This window comes from Streptomyces sp. CB03234, from assembly GCF_001905885.1.
Lineage (GTDB): Bacteria > Actinomycetota > Actinomycetes > Streptomycetales > Streptomycetaceae > Streptomyces.
Genome location: NZ_LIYH01000006.1, coordinates 14,169 through 27,990, shown reverse-complemented (window position 1 = coordinate 27,990; position 13,822 = coordinate 14,169). Strand labels below are relative to the sequence as shown.

Sequence of the window (13,822 nt, the reverse complement as noted above, 5' to 3'; positions counted from 1 at the left end):
GCTGATCATGTCGACGCCCGCTCAGCAGCCCAATCCGTACCAACAGCCCGTCTATCGGCAGCAGTACGGCACTCCGGCACCCAACCCGTACCTCCAGCAGCCGTTCCCGGCGCCCGGAGGGACCGGAGGGACCGGAGGGAGGCGGATACCGGGCTGGCTGCTCACCGTCACCGGCGCGGTGGTCGCCTCCGCGGTGTGGGCGACGACGCTCTTCGTGACGGGCGTCTTCGACAGGGAGGACGCCGCCGCTCCCGCGAAGCCCGACTTCGGCGGGTACGCGTACGAGGCGAACCTGTGCGGGGCCGCCCCGCTCAACGCCTTCCGGGGGCGCTACAGCCTCGCGGGGGCCGACTCGCGCTACACCTCCCAGCAGGAGGGCCTCGACCAGAGCTACTGCCACCGGGACCTCAAGGACCTGCAGGCCACCGAGAAGGACGGCGACACCGTGTTCGTCCGCACGTCGGCCGAGTGGCACAGGGCGGGCGACCCGTCGGCCGAGTTCGCGTCGTCGTACTGGGCGTACCGGGACAAGACGACCGACAAGTCCCGGTACCGCTACCAGCCGGCCCCCATCGACAACCTCGGCGACGAGGCGTTCCTGGTGACCGAATACCGCGGGGAGGGAAAGGACACGGTCGGCAGCATGCTGCTCGCCGTGCGATCCGGCTGGTTCACCTTCGAGATGGAGTGGACCTGGTACGGCGGCGGCCCCGACAGCAAGGTCGAGCGGCCGGACGAGAAGGACCTCAAGGACTGGCTCATCAAGGACACCACCGAGACGCTGACCGCCCTGAAGCAGAAGGGCTGACCCCCACCCACGGAGCCCCGCACCCGGCGTCCGACCAGGGGTGGGGCCGTGCAGGGTCGTCCCCGCAGAGGCTGGCGGCGCCGGCCGGGCTCCCGTTCCGAGGCACCCAAGGCCGCTGGCCTCGTGGGGGTGCCCCCTCTGGGGGAGAGACGAGCCCGGAGGGGCCACGCCCCCCGCCCCCCGGCAGGCCACCGACCCGCACCGGGAAGGGGCACCGCCCCGGGAGGAGGTACGGCTGGAACCCGGCGCGGGACGACCGCCCACAACAGGGAGAGGCACGGGCGGAACCCGACGGGGAAGGCGGCCCACAACGGGGCACGCGGTGTCACACCTCCGGGCTACCCTCCGTCCCTGTACCCGCCCCCCGCTCGGGTGGTCCGGATGCCGCCCGGCGTCCCGCGCGCACCGGCGCACGACCCCGCCCACGGCGGCGCACCGCCCCGCACGACCACCGCCCGCAGCGGCGCACCGCCCCGCACGACCCCGCCCACGGCGGCGGGCCGCCGGGCACCGCGGGGGCCGCCGGCCCGCGTGCACACGGCCGCGCCCCGCGCAAGGGGCACCGGCCCCACCCGCGGCGCCCCGGCACAATGGGCCGCACCGCCCCTCACCGCGGCTTCCGTCACGGTTCACCTGCCGTTCACTCTCCCCCGTCGGCCACTTCACCTGTTCTGCCTAATTTCGGCCGTGCACGGTGAACGACGTGCCCTCGCAAGAGAGCACGCCGCCCACCATCCACTCCCCGACACACGCCGCCGCACAACGTCACACCGGACCGGCGGCTCCTGGAAGGAACACCCGAAAGTGAAGCTTCAGCGCAAGAACGGGCTTCGCGCCACCGCGCTCGGCGCCCTCGCCGTCTCCGGCGCCCTGGTCCTCACGGCGTGTGGTTCGGACGACAACACCGGCGCCTCCACCGGCGGCAAGAAGACCGGGGCCGCGTCGAACATCAAGTGCGCCGACGCCAAGGGCCAGCTCCTGGCCTCCGGCTCCTCCGCGCAGAAGAACGCCATGGACCTGTGGGTCAAGAACTACATGGCCGCCTGCCCGGGCGTGGAGATCAACTACAAGTCCTCCTCCTCCGGTGAGGGCATCATCGCCTTCAACCAGGGCACCGTCGGCTTCGCCGGCTCCGACTCCGCGCTCAAGCCGGAGGAGGTCGCCGAGTCCAAGAAGATCTGCAAGAGCGGCCAGGGCATCAACCTGCCCATGGTCGGCGGCCCGATCGCCATCGGCTACAACGTGCCCGGCGTGAAGGACCTGGTCCTCGACGCCCCCACCATCGCCAAGATCTTCAACGACAAGATCAAGAAGTGGGACGACCCGGCGATCGCCAAGCTCAACCCGAACGCCAAGCTCCCGAGCACCGCCATCCAGGCCTTCCACCGCTCCGAGGACTCCGGCACCACCCAGAACCTCGGCAAGTACCTCGGCAAGGCCGCCAAGGCGGACTGGCCGTACGAGGCCGAGAAGAAGTGGCCGGCCCCCGGTGGCCAGGCCGCGTCCGGCTCCTCCGGCGTCGCCGCCCAGGTGAAGCAGGCCGAGGGCGCCATCGGCTACTTCGAGCTGAGCTACGCCACCTCGCAGAACATCCCGACCGTCCAGATCGACACCGGCGCCGCCGCCCCGGTCGCGGCCACCTCGGAGAACGCCTCCAAGGCCATCGCCGCCGCCAAGGTCAAGGGCACCGGCAAGGACCTGGCCCTCGAGCTGGACTACGCCACCAAGGCGGAGGGCGCGTACCCGATCGTCCTGGTGACCTACGAGGTCGTCTGCGACACCGGCAACAAGCCCGAGACCCTCGGCACGGTCAAGTCCTTCCTGACCTACACCGCCTCCGAGGAGGGCCAGAAGGTCCTCTCCGAGGCCGGCTACGCGCCGATCCCGGCCGAGATCAACGCCAAGGTCCGCGAGACGGTCAACGGCCTCTCCTGACCTGACGACCACGGCCGGCCCGGGGCACGACGACCGGGCCGGCCTCCACCCCATCCGGTGCACCGCCGCCAGGGGAGCCGCCACCGCGGACTTCCCCCACACAGACCGGAAAGACCATGGCTATAACGACTGACAACGCACCGGCTCCGCCGGTCGCCGGGAAGACGGGATCCACGTCCACCGGCCGCGCGGGCGACAAGATCTTCCTCGGCCTCTCCCGCGGCTCGGGCATCCTGCTCCTGGTGATCATGGCGTCGATCGCCGTGTTCCTCACCTACCGGGCCTCGCTCGCCCTCTCCGAGAACGAAGGCAACTTCCTCACCACCTTCGACTGGAACCCGGCCGGCAACCCGCCCGTCTTCGGTATCGCGGTCCTGCTCTTCGGCACGATCGTGAGCTCGATCATCGCGATGGTGATCGCGGTCCCGATCGCCGTCGGCATCGCGCTGTTCATCTCGCACTACGCGCCCCGCAAGCTGGCCGCGCCCCTCGCGTACGTCGTCGATCTGCTGGCCGCCGTGCCGTCGATCATCTACGGCATCTGGGGCGCCCTCTTCCTGGTCCCGTACCTGGAGGGCCTGAACCTCTGGCTGGACCAGTTCCTGGGCTGGACGTACATCTTCGAGAAGACCGAGGTCGGCGTCGCCCGCTCGCTGTTCACCGTCGGCATCCTGCTGGCGATCATGATCCTGCCGATCGTGACCAGCGTCAGCCGCGAGGTCTTCCTCCAGGTGCCGCGCATGAACGAGGAGGCCGCCCTGGCCCTCGGCGCGACCCGCTGGGAGGTCATCCGCCTCTCCGTGCTGCCCTTCGGCCGCTCCGGCGTCATCTCCGCCTCGATGCTGGGCCTCGGCCGCGCGCTCGGCGAGACGATGGCCGTCGCGACGGTCCTCTCCCCGAGCTTCGTGATCTCGCTGCACCTGCTCAACCCCGGCGGCGGTACGTTCGCCCAGAACATCGCCGCGAAGTTCGACGAGGCCAACGAGCTGGGGCGCGACGCCCTGATCGCCTCCGGCCTGGTGCTCTTCGTCCTCACCCTGCTGGTCAACGGCGCGGCCCGCCTGATCATCGCGCGCCGCAAGGAGTACTCGGGGGCGAACGCCTGATGAGCAACATGATCCAGGACGCCACCCCCGCGCAGGCCGCCCCCGGCCCCCGCCCGGGCAGCCTCAGCGCGCGCCGCATGCCGCGCTGGGCACCGGCCGGCTTCGCCGCCGTGTCCATCGCCCTCGGTATCGGCGTCGGCGTCGCCACCGGCCTCGACAGCCGCATCCAGTGGGGCCTGATCGCGGCCGCCCTGTTCGTCGTCATCTCGTACATCGCGACCTCGGCCGTCGAGAACGAGCGCCAGGCCAAGGACCGGCTCGCCACCAGCGTCGTCTGGGTGTGCTTCGTCCTCGCCGTCGTACCGCTGCTGTCCCTGATCTGGGTGACGGTCAGCCGGGGCATCAAGGTCCTCGACGGGTACTTCCTCACCCACTCGATGGCCGGCGTCCCCGGCTTCGACGTCGGCGGCGGCGTCTACCACGCGCTGATCGGCACCCTGGAGCAGGTCGGCCTGGCCACCCTCGTCTCCGCGCCGATCGGCCTGCTGACCGCCGTCTACCTCGTCGAGTACGGCAAGGGCGCGCTCGCCAAGGCCGTGACGTTCTTCGTCGACGTCATGACGGGCATCCCCTCGATCGTCGCCGGCCTGTTCATCCTCTCGATCATGCTGATCGCGGGGCTGGCGCCGTCCGGCCTGATGGGCGCCCTGGCGCTGGCGATCCTGATGATCCCGGTCGTGGTCCGCTCCACGGAGGAGATGCTCAAGCTCGTCCCGAACGAGTTGCGGGAGGCCGCGCTCGCCCTCGGCGTACCGAAGTGGCGCGTCATCCTGAAGGTGGTCATCCCCACCGCGCTCGGGGGTATCACCACGGGTGTGATGCTCGCTATCGCCCGCATCGCCGGTGAGACCGCCCCGATCATGCTGCTGGTCTTCGGCAGCCAGCTGATCAACACCAACCCCTTCGAAGGTGCCCAGTCCTCGCTCCCCTTCTACATCTGGGAGCAGTACAAGGTCGGCAGTGAGGCGTCGTACGACCGCGCCTGGGCCGCCGCCCTCGTCCTGATCGCCTTCGTCATGATCCTCAACCTGGTCGCCCGCGGCATCGCCCGCTGGAAGGCCCCGAAGACCGGCCGCTAAGGCCACCTGGAAGTGATTGAAATGGCCAAGCGAATCGACGTCAGCGGCCTCACCGCCTACTACGGCTCCCACAAGGCGATCGACGACATCTCCATGACCGTCGAGCCCCGCTCCGTGACGGCCTTCATCGGCCCGTCCGGCTGCGGCAAGTCCACCTTCCTGCGCACCCTGAACCGTATGCACGAGGTCACCCCCGGTGGCCGCGTCGAGGGCAAGGTGATGCTGGACGACGAGAACCTGTACGGCAAGGACGTCGACCCCGTCGCCGTGCGCCGCACGGTCGGCATGGTCTTCCAGCGCCCGAACCCGTTCCCGACGATGTCGATCTTCGACAACGTGGCGGCGGGGCTGCGCCTCAACGGCTCGTACAAGAAGGCCGAGCTCGCCGAGGTCGTCGAGCGCTCCCTCCGGGGCGCGAACCTCTGGAACGAGGTCAAGGACCGCCTCAACAAGCCCGGCTCCGGCCTCTCCGGCGGTCAGCAGCAGCGCCTGTGCATCGCCCGCGCGATCGCGGTCGAGCCGGACGTACTGCTGATGGACGAGCCGTGCTCGGCGCTCGACCCGATCTCGACGCTCGCCATCGAGGACCTGATCAGCGAGCTGAAGGAACGGTTCACGATCGTCATCGTGACCCACAACATGCAGCAGGCGGCCCGCGTCTCCGACCGCACCGCCTTCTTCAACCTGGCGGCGGTCGGCCAGCCCGGCAAGCTGATCGAAATCGACGACACGGAGCGCATCTTCTCCAACCCGTCGGTCCAGGCGACGGAGGACTACATCTCCGGCCGCTTCGGCTAGGCCCCGTGCCCGGGCTCGGCCCGGGCCGGGGGCGTCGACGGTTGCTGTCGGTGGGTGGTGCGCTCGGGGCCACCCTCGCGGGTCACCCCGGGCCGGGAGCGACGGTGGCAGGCACCCCGCCCAATGGCCGCCCCGGGCCGCCGGTGACCGGCCCGCCCCTCGGAACTCCTTGCGGTGCTGCATGGCGGTGCCACCGCAAGGCAAGGGCCCGCCCTCTCTCCCAGAGGGCGGGCCCATCCGTTTGCGTTCAGCCGCTGGGGGTCCCCCCACGCCGCCCGGCGTAGGGGAAGTGGCCCCGCGCAACGGCCCCTACCCGAAGAACAACCGCACCACGAAGAAGCTGGACGCCGCGACCAGCGCCGCCGCCGGCATGGTGATGAACCACCCCAGGATGATGTTCTTCGCGACGCCCCACCGCACCGCGTTGACCCGCTTCGTCGCGCCCACGCCCATGATCGCCGACGTGATGACGTGCGTCGTCGAGATCGGCGCGTGGAAGAGGAACGCCGAGCCGAACATGATCGACGCACCCGTCGTCTCCGCGGCGAAGCCCTGCGGCGGGTCCAGCTCGATGATCTTGCGGCCCAGCGTACGCATGATGCGCCAGCCACCCGCGTACGTACCCAGCGACAGCATCACCGCGCACGCGACCTTCACCCACACCGGGATCGGGTCACCGGCCTGCTCGACATCGGCGATGACCAGCGCCATCACCACGATGCCCATCGTCTTCTGGGCGTCCTGGAGGCCGTGGCCGAGCGCCATGCCCGCCGCCGACACGGTCTGGGCGATACGGAAGCCGCGCTTCGCCTTGTGCGGGTTCGACTTGCGGAAGATCCACATGATCCCGCACATCACCAGGTAGCCGACCACCAGGCCGACCACAGGCGACACGAACATCGGGATGACGATCTTGTCGACGACACCGCCCCAGTAGACGGTCGTCCCGCCCGCCAGCGCCGCGCCGACCATCCCGCCGAACAGCGCGTGCGAGGACGACGAGGGCAGGCCGAAGTACCAGGTGATCAGGTTCCAGACGATCGCGCCGACCAGCGCCGCGAAGAGGATGCCCATGCCCCGCTGGCCCTCGGGCGTCTGGATCAGGCCCTCGCTGACGGTCTTGGCGACACCGCTGCCCAGGAAGGCACCCGCGAGGTTCATCACCGCGGCCATGGCGAGCGCCGCGCGCGGGGTCAGCGCCCGGGTGGAGACGGACGTGGCGATGGCGTTCGCCGAGTCGTGGAAGCCGTTCGTATATGTGAAGCCGAGCGCGACACCAATGGTCACGACCAGTGCGAAGGTGTCCACGAAGCTCAGGACTCCTTGACCGCGATGGTCTCCACCGTGTTGGCCACGTGCTCGAAGGCGTCGGCGGCCTCTTCCAGTACGTCCACGATCTGCTTCAGCTTGAGCACCTCGATGGCGTCGTACTTGCCGTTGAAGAGGTGGGCGAGCAGCTTGCGGTGGATCTGGTCCGCCTGGTTCTCCAGCCGGTTGACCTCGATCCAGTACTCGGTGAGGTTGTCCATCGTCCGCAGGTGCGGCATCGCCTCGGCTGTCAGCTCGGCCGCCCGCGCCAGCACCTCGATCTGCTGCTCGACACCCTTCGGCAGCTCCTCCACGTTGTAGAGGACGACCAGGTCGACGGCCTCCTCCATGAAGTCCATGATGTCGTCGAGCGACGACGCGAGGTTGTAGATGTCCTCGCGGTCGAACGGCGTGATGAAGGAGGAGTTCAGCTGGTGGAAGATCGCGTGGGTCGCGTCGTCGCCCGCGTGCTCCGCTGCCCGCATCCGCTCCGCGATCTCGGCCCGGGCGGAGGAATCCGCTCCGAGCAGTTCCATCAGGAGTTTGGAGCCCGTGACGATGTTGTCCGCGGATGCGGAGAACATGTCGTAGAAGCTCGTCTCCCTGGGGGTCAGACGAAAGCGCACGTGGGGTCCTCTAGGTGCATGGGTTTCGGTCAGGCTGATGCTAGGCGCATCATCCGGCCACGGCTAACCGGCGTTCTTCAGTGTCGCCCATCAGGCACAGTGAACAGAACCGGCCCCCGCCACCTTCGGCCAAGGATCGGTACCATATACCCATGAGGGGTATACATACCCCTTACGTGACAACGGGAGGACGCGATGACGACCACCGAGGCGGCCGGCCTTCCGGTCGAAGGGCAGGACGTGGACCACGACCACGGCGTGCACGGGTACCACCAGCAGAAGAACGAACACCTCAAGCGCCTGCGCCGCATCGAGGGCCAGATCCGGGGCCTGCAGCGGATGGTCGACGAGGACGTCTACTGCATCGACATACTCACTCAGGTCTCCGCGTCCACGAAGGCCCTCCAGTCCTTCGCCCTCCAGCTCCTGGAGGAGCACCTGCGCCACTGCGTCGCCGACGCCGCCGTCAAGGGCGGGGACGAGATCGACGCGAAGGTCGAGGAGGCGACGAAGGCGATCGCCCGCATGATGCGGACCTGACCGTCCCCTCGGCTGCTCACCGGGGCGCGGCAGACCCGCCGCGCCCCTCGGGTATCACGTTCAGCACCTCGTCGATGAGGTCCGCGCTGAGCCGCTCGCCGTCCGTGGCGGACGCCGCGATCATCAACTCACCGCACAGCTCGATCTCGGCGAGGGCCACGTGGTCCTGGACTGTCGTCGGAGTGGGCGGGGCCACGCGCATCACCTCTTCCTGCCGGTGCCGGCTTCCTAGCGTAGGGAGCGCGACACGCACCGCGCATGGCACGTCCGGACCATTCTGCGATGGTCAGGCCTTGACCTTCCCCGCATAGATGTCCTTGCCGGGCGGCAGTTGTACGACGACGGGCACGCCGAACTCGTACAGCAGCGTCGTCGACGCGACCGCGACCGTACGCCCCTGGTTGGCGAAGCTGAACTGGTGGCGCACCTTGCGCAGCCGCCCCTCGCGGTCCAGGTACGCGTCGAACGGCACCGCGTCCCTGGCGAACCCTTTCGCCGCCGCCGCGAGCGCCCCGCGCACCTGCGGTGAGGCCGCCCGCGCCGCCCGCCCCAAGTCGCTCACCCCGCGGTAGTGGGTGACCGGCACGCCCGCGAGCTCCTCCTCGCCGACGTAACTCACGTCCTCGGCGCCGCGCAGCAGCTCGGCGGCGGCCGCCGGATCGGTCGCGCCACCGGTGACGAGGTTGCCATCCTCCAGGGTGGTGGTGTCGACGCGGACCCACTTGTCGGCCGGGACACCGGCGCCCCGGTTCTTCATGTAGAGCGCGCCGGGGGCGAGCAGCTCGGTGATCGGGCGGTGCCCGTCGGTACCGGAGGGGTCCTCGGGCAGGACGACCTTGAGCTGCCCGTGCCGCTTGACGAAGTCGTACGCGCCCTCGCCCCGGATCGTCACCCGCGTCCCGCCGGTCGCCATCTCCATGGACGTACGCGCCTTGGACGTTCCCGCCCGCGTCAGCGCGTCAGGAGCCGCGCGTACCGCATCGCCCGGTTCCACGCCGGGCGAGGCATCGGCCGCCGCCGAACATCCGGTGACCATCGCGCCCACCACGGCGGCCGCGACGGCGAACGCGCCGCTCCTGCGCCTCTGCTGCACCACCATCGCCTGCCAACCCCCAACACTGTGCCGCTGGCTGCCCGAGACCCCCACCCGCCCCAGATAACGACCGCACGGGCGCACCGTCACGCCGGTACCGTGGAGCTGTGCACGCGCATGACCAGACGCCCGCCGTCCCGCCCGCCGTCCCGCCCGCCGTCCCGGACGTCCACAACGCCACGACCACCGAGCGGGGTTCGTTCTCCGTGGCCCGCTGCGCCTGCGGCTGGGCAGGACCCGCGAGACGGTCACGAGACCGGGCACGGACGGACGCGGCGGCGCACATGGCGGCACCGCCGCCCGACCGCGGCCGAGGGCTCCCGGCGGGCTAGGCCGCCAGGTCGTTCTCGCCCGAGCCCGCACCCGTCGCGGAGCCCGAGCCGAGGCGCGGCTCGGCGATGTCCAGCGTCTCGTGCCGCTCCCACGCGGGCGCCTTGCGCGACCGTACGAGCCACCCGGCCCGCCCGGAGCGCGCCACCGCCGACACCAGCGGCGTCAGCAGAGCCAGGGCGACCGGGGCGAGGAGCAGCGCCACCGCCGTACCGAGCGCGAAGCCGCCGACGACGTCCGTCGGGTAGTGCACGCCCATGTAGACGCGGCAGAAGCCCTCGACGAGGGCGAGACCGATCGCGGCGAGGCCGAAGCGGCGGTTGGCGACGAAGACGCCCACGCCGATGGCCATCGCCATGGTGGCGTGGTCACTCACGAACGAGAAGTCCGTCTTCCCGTCGACGAGCACCTCAAGCCCCTGGTGGTCCAGGAAGGGCCGGGGCCTTTCCACAAAACCCCGAATAGGAACATTGACGAGGAGGGCCACACCGGCGGCGATCGGAGCCCAGATCAGACCGGCGACGGCGGCGACGGAGTCCTCCATGCCGCCGCGTCGGCGCACGCTCCACCAGCACCAGAGCACAGCCAGCACCATCGCCAGCATGATCCCGTACTCGCCGGTGAACTCCATGACGCGGTCGAACCACGAAGGGGCGTCCTTCGCCAGGCCGTTGATGTCGTAGAGCAGGCCGACATCGGGGTTCGAACCGTCCGATGCGAGTCCAGCCATGCCGCGGCCCCTTGCCTAGTGTCACCCGGTCAGTGTCGTCATCGTCAGTCCAGGGAACGACCCACAGGAGGGGTACGTTCCACTCTCCACGGAACGATCACCATGACGTTATCGAAGAGTGATACGTACGCGCAGCTCAGGGCCGCGCCGTCGGGAGCGCTTTCGCGCCATCCTCGGTGACGCGGGTGGCACCGAAGTAGTCGGGCGTATCGATCTTGTCGAACCGGATCACCGCCCCGGTGTACGGGGCGTTGATCATGTATCCGCCGCCGACGTACAGCCCCACGTGCCGGATGGCGCGCGAATTGGTCAAGTCATCCGAGAAGAAGACCAGATCCCCCGGCAGCAGTTCGTCCCGGGAGGGATGCGGACCGGCGTTGTACTGGTCGTTGGCGACGCGCGGCAACTCGATGCCCACCGTCCGGTACGCGGCCTGCGTCAGCCCCGAGCAGTCGAAGCGCCCCTGCTGCTCCGGCGTCCCGTTCCCGCCCCACAGGTAGGGCGTGCCGAGCTTCTTCTGCGCGAAGTAGATCGCCCCGGCCGCCTGCCGCGACGGCTCGACCCGGCCGACGGGTCGCGCGAAGCTCTTCTCCAGGGTGCGGATGATCCGGACGTAGTTCTGCGTCTCGCTGATCCCGGGCACCCCGCCGGCCTTTATCACCCGGTACGCACCGGCGTTGTAGGCGGCGAGCATGTTGTTCGTCCGGTCGCCCGGCACGTCCTTCACGTACCCGGCGAGTTCGCAGTCGTACGAGGCGGCCGACGGAATGGCGTCCGCCGGGTCCCACACGTCCCGGTCACCGTCCTTGTCCCCGTCGATCCCGTGCGTGGCCCACGTCCCCGGGATGAACTGCGCGATACCGCGCGCGTCGGCATGGCTCACCGCCTTCGGGTTCCAGCCGCTCTCCTGGTACAACTGTGCGGCGAGCAGCGCGGGGTTGATGGCCGGACACAGGTTCCCCCACTTCTGGACGAGCGGCTGGTACGCCGCCGGCACGGCTCCCTTCGCCAGCCCGACAGCCCCATGGAGGGCACCCCCGGCCCCGCCGAGCAGACCGGCGGCGGCGGAGTACGTCCCGACGACGAGCAGCGCGACAAAGCTCAGGCACGCCCCGACGGACACCCCGGCGACCAGCCACGCCTTACGCACCGTCAACCACCCCTAAACGACATGGCAGTCCACCGAGTGCCAGTGTAGGCGCCCGGCCACCCGTTCAGGGGGTGGACGCCCAGGGCGGCCGAGGTGTCGGCGACGCACGGCCGGAGCGAGGTTCACGCCGTCACGCGCAACGAACCGCGGCGAGGGCGCGCACGCCCCGCCCGGAGGCGACCGCCCCAACTCCACCGGCCCGGCGCCCCGGCGGCCCGGCGGCCCGGCGGCCCGGCGGCCCGGGGGTGGGCCATCCGGTACTGGTCACCGTTCCGGGCCGCCCTCCCTCCCGAGAGTCGCGGGCTCCGGCGGCCTGTCAAGGGCGCTTCGCGTCGGCTTCGCCGATGGCCTACGGCCACCCTTGACAGGCCACCTCCGCCCGCGCGTTTTCTCTCGGAGGGCGGCCCCGGGGAGCAGGCATCCCGGGGGGCCCACCGCTGCGCCGGGGCTCGTTGCCGAGGCGACCCGGCCGTGGCAGGCGCGGCAGAGGAATGGGGGGCTCGCTCTCGGCTCAGCGGCGGGCGGCCGTCTTCCGGTTGCGGCACAAGACCTCGCTCCGGTGGGTGGTGGGTGCGCCCCAGTGCAATGGGGCTTCTGGGCTGGGTTCGGCGACTGCGGCCGGGTGAGGGGCCGGGGTTCAGGCAGGTGGCTGAGGTGGGTGCGGGGCTGGGCCCGGGTGAAGCCCTGTCCGGCCGGGGGCACAGCGGGGACGTTGGGCCCCGGGACGATGAAGCTCCCGGCCCGGTTCGGTCTCCGGCTCGGGCGCAGGGCCACGGCCTCCTGGCCACTCGGGTGCGGCCGGGGCACGCCCCGCTGCTCCCCTGCCGGGGAGGTCCGGGAAGGGCGCCCCCTCCAGTCACAGCCGTATCGGACCCCCGGGTTGTGTGCGGGATCGGACACCCACAGCCCGGACACCACGGCGGGAAGGTGTCCTACTCCGCACACAACTCCCCACCCCTGGTGCCGGTGTGACGGTAGGGCCCCGTGAGGCGTCCTGGTGAGGCAGGCGGGGTCAGGGGGCTCTTGAGCGCCGCCCGCCGCGCCCGCATGACGCCAAGCGCCCGGTCGTCGTGCCCCGTCACAGGGCCAGGTCAGCCCGGCATCCGGCACCCGCATGGCGCGGCCTTCCCGGCGCAGCTGCTGCTCGGCGGGACTCGCGGCGGTCCCCGGACACCTCATCCGACCCACAGGAGGATCCCTCCGGCCCCTCCAGCCACAGCCGTACCGCCTCACCGGAGTTGTGGGCGGGATGGGACACCCACAGCCCCCGACACCACGGCGGGAAGGTGTCTCACACCGCACACAACTCCCCGATCCCGGTGCTGCTGGAACCAAGGAGACGGGTGGGGCCTCCCTGTGGGGTAGGCGGGGCGGCGGTGAGGTGCCCCGGAGCGGCCACGGGCGGCAGGGGGCCGGACCGGGCCTGCGAGCCGACCAGCCGGGCGCCGCTCGGCCAAGGCGACACCCAGGCCCAGCCCCGCACCCAGCCCAGCCACCTGCCTGAACCCCGACCCATCACCCGCCCTCAGCCGCCGAACCCAGCCCAGAAGCCCCATGCCACTGCCGCGCACCCCCCACCGGCAGGAGCGAGGTCCTGTACCGCAACCGGAAGACGGCGGCCAGCCGCTTAGCCAAGCCGCGCCGCCCCATTCCACTGCCGCGCCTGCCCCGGCCGGGTCGCCTCGGCCACGAACCCCGCACCGCAGGGCGCCCCCCCGTGGGCCCGTTCCCCCGGGCCGCCCTCCGAGTGGGAAAAGGCGGGCGGAGGCGGCCGGTCAAGGGTGGGCGAAGCCCATCGCGAAGCGACGCGACCGAAGGGAGCGCCCTTGAGGGGGCGCCGGAGCCCGCCACACTCGGAGAGAGGGCGGCCCGCACGGTCACCGTGTGCGGGGCGTTCACCCGCCGAAGGCCAGAAGCGCGACCAGCGTGGTGAGGATCGTGGCTTGGGGCAGCAGTGCGGCACGGGCAGCCCAGCGACGGGCGGGGCGCCAACGCTGGTGCCAGGGGAGCGCGGTCGCGACGGCGAGGGCGGCGAGGGTCACGTACGGGAGCGCCTGGTAGGCGACGTACATCACGGAAAGCGGGCCCATGGTGCCCGGCCCGCAGTGGCGGGGGCCGCAGCTGTCGGTGCTCATCGTGGAGAGGCCCACGATGAGCAGGCACAAGGGGTACGTGACCAGCGCCACCACGGCGGCCGTCGCGGCCGGCCGCCAGGCCTTGCCGTCCCGGCCGCCGTCACCCTCGCCGTCGCGGTCGATGCCGGCGAGGCCCGGGCGCTGGAAGTACGCGTGGATCGTCTCAAGTGCCTTCATGGGCCCA

At 70.8% G+C, this 13,822-nt stretch carries 13 protein-coding genes; 6 read left to right on the top strand and 7 right to left on the bottom strand.

The genetic code is table 11. The annotated features are described in order from the left end of the window. Nucleotides 1-7: 7 nt before the first annotated feature. The 5 genes from AMK26_RS25740 to pstB all read left to right on the top strand — a co-directional run bounded on the left by AMK26_RS25740 (nucleotide 8) and on the right by pstB (nucleotide 5,726). On the top strand, nucleotides 8-808 hold the full coding sequence (locus tag AMK26_RS25740) for a hypothetical protein (protein WP_143608627.1): 801 nt from the start codon (nucleotides 8-10) through the stop codon (nucleotides 806-808). An 804-nt stretch (nucleotides 809-1,612) separates the two neighbouring features. After that, nucleotides 1,613-2,743, top strand: coding sequence for a phosphate ABC transporter substrate-binding protein PstS (gene pstS, locus AMK26_RS25735; RefSeq protein ID WP_073757152.1), 1,131 nt, complete (start codon nucleotides 1,613-1,615; stop codon nucleotides 2,741-2,743). Between the two features lie 116 nt (nucleotides 2,744-2,859). Further along, on the top strand, nucleotides 2,860-3,849 hold the full coding sequence (pstC, locus tag AMK26_RS25730) for a phosphate ABC transporter permease subunit PstC (protein WP_073757151.1): 990 nt from the start codon (nucleotides 2,860-2,862) through the stop codon (nucleotides 3,847-3,849). A gap of 8 nt (nucleotides 3,850-3,857) precedes the next feature. Continuing rightward, nucleotides 3,858-4,928, top strand: coding sequence for a phosphate ABC transporter permease PstA (gene pstA, locus AMK26_RS25725; protein ID WP_107421058.1), 1,071 nt, complete (start codon nucleotides 3,858-3,860; stop codon nucleotides 4,926-4,928). A 21-nt stretch (nucleotides 4,929-4,949) separates the two neighbouring features. Continuing rightward, nucleotides 4,950-5,726 (top strand): phosphate ABC transporter ATP-binding protein PstB, encoded by a 777-nt coding sequence (gene pstB / locus AMK26_RS25720; protein ID WP_073757149.1) that lies wholly within the window; start codon nucleotides 4,950-4,952, stop codon nucleotides 5,724-5,726. Between the two features lie 309 nt (nucleotides 5,727-6,035). Here the strand turns inward: pstB and AMK26_RS25715 are convergent, their stop codons facing one another. Both AMK26_RS25715 and AMK26_RS25710 read right to left on the bottom strand, forming a co-directional pair. Then, the gene (locus tag AMK26_RS25715) at nucleotides 6,036-7,034 is read right to left on the bottom strand and encodes an inorganic phosphate transporter (RefSeq protein WP_073757148.1); all 999 of its coding nucleotides are present in this window, start codon (nucleotides 7,032-7,034) and stop codon (nucleotides 6,036-6,038) included. A gap of 5 nt (nucleotides 7,035-7,039) precedes the next feature. Further along, nucleotides 7,040-7,660, bottom strand: coding sequence for a DUF47 domain-containing protein (locus AMK26_RS25710; RefSeq protein WP_073757147.1), 621 nt, complete (start codon nucleotides 7,658-7,660; stop codon nucleotides 7,040-7,042). 195 nt (nucleotides 7,661-7,855) lie between these two features. Here AMK26_RS25710 and AMK26_RS25705 point away from each other — a divergent pair, with 195 nt between their 5' ends. Continuing rightward, nucleotides 7,856-8,200: a metal-sensitive transcriptional regulator gene (locus AMK26_RS25705; protein WP_073757146.1), complete on the top strand. Its 345-nt coding sequence runs from the start codon at nucleotides 7,856-7,858 to the stop codon at nucleotides 8,198-8,200. A gap of 16 nt (nucleotides 8,201-8,216) precedes the next feature. On the opposite strand, the gene AMK26_RS25700 is transcribed toward AMK26_RS25705, so the two are convergent. From AMK26_RS25700 to AMK26_RS25675, 5 genes are all read right to left on the bottom strand, one after another. Next, the gene (locus tag AMK26_RS25700; RefSeq protein ID WP_073757145.1) at nucleotides 8,217-8,402 is read right to left on the bottom strand and encodes a hypothetical protein; all 186 of its coding nucleotides are present in this window, start codon (nucleotides 8,400-8,402) and stop codon (nucleotides 8,217-8,219) included. Nucleotides 8,403-8,486: 84 nt separating this feature from the next. Further along, on the bottom strand, nucleotides 8,487-9,299 hold the full coding sequence (locus tag AMK26_RS25695) for a hypothetical protein (RefSeq protein WP_073757144.1): 813 nt from the start codon (nucleotides 9,297-9,299) through the stop codon (nucleotides 8,487-8,489). Nucleotides 9,300-9,621: 322 nt separating this feature from the next. Beyond that, nucleotides 9,622-10,353, bottom strand: coding sequence for a phosphatase PAP2 family protein (locus tag AMK26_RS25685; RefSeq protein ID WP_073757142.1), 732 nt, complete (start codon nucleotides 10,351-10,353; stop codon nucleotides 9,622-9,624). A 136-nt stretch (nucleotides 10,354-10,489) separates the two neighbouring features. Then, entirely contained in the window at nucleotides 10,490-11,503 is a 1,014-nt protein-coding gene (locus AMK26_RS25680) for a C40 family peptidase (RefSeq protein ID WP_073757141.1), read from the bottom strand. Between the two features lie 1,895 nt (nucleotides 11,504-13,398). Then, complete coding sequence (locus AMK26_RS25675) at nucleotides 13,399-13,815, bottom strand: hypothetical protein (RefSeq protein ID WP_073757140.1); 417 nt, start codon at nucleotides 13,813-13,815, stop codon at nucleotides 13,399-13,401. Nucleotides 13,816-13,822 lie beyond the last annotated feature (7 nt).

Excerpts from the sequence above, each read along its gene's own strand:
- AMK26_RS25740 (WP_143608627.1), top strand. The coding sequence starts at position 8 with ATGTCGACGCCCGCTCAGCAGCCCAATCCGTACCAACAGCCCGTCTAT.
- pstC (WP_073757151.1), top strand. The coding sequence starts at position 2,860 with ATGGCTATAACGACTGACAACGCACCGGCTCCGCCGGTCGCCGGGAAG.
- pstA (WP_107421058.1), top strand. The coding sequence starts at position 3,858 with ATGATCCAGGACGCCACCCCCGCGCAGGCCGCCCCCGGCCCCCGCCCG.
- pstB (WP_073757149.1), top strand. The coding sequence starts at position 4,950 with ATGGCCAAGCGAATCGACGTCAGCGGCCTCACCGCCTACTACGGCTCC.
- AMK26_RS25705 (WP_073757146.1), top strand. The coding sequence starts at position 7,856 with ATGACGACCACCGAGGCGGCCGGCCTTCCGGTCGAAGGGCAGGACGTG.
- AMK26_RS25700 (WP_073757145.1), bottom strand. The coding sequence starts at position 8,402 with ATGCGCGTGGCCCCGCCCACTCCGACGACAGTCCAGGACCACGTGGCC.
- AMK26_RS25695 (WP_073757144.1), bottom strand. The coding sequence starts at position 9,299 with ATGGTGGTGCAGCAGAGGCGCAGGAGCGGCGCGTTCGCCGTCGCGGCC.
- AMK26_RS25685 (WP_073757142.1), bottom strand. The coding sequence starts at position 10,353 with ATGGCTGGACTCGCATCGGACGGTTCGAACCCCGATGTCGGCCTGCTC.
- AMK26_RS25675 (WP_073757140.1), bottom strand. The coding sequence starts at position 13,815 with ATGAAGGCACTTGAGACGATCCACGCGTACTTCCAGCGCCCGGGCCTC.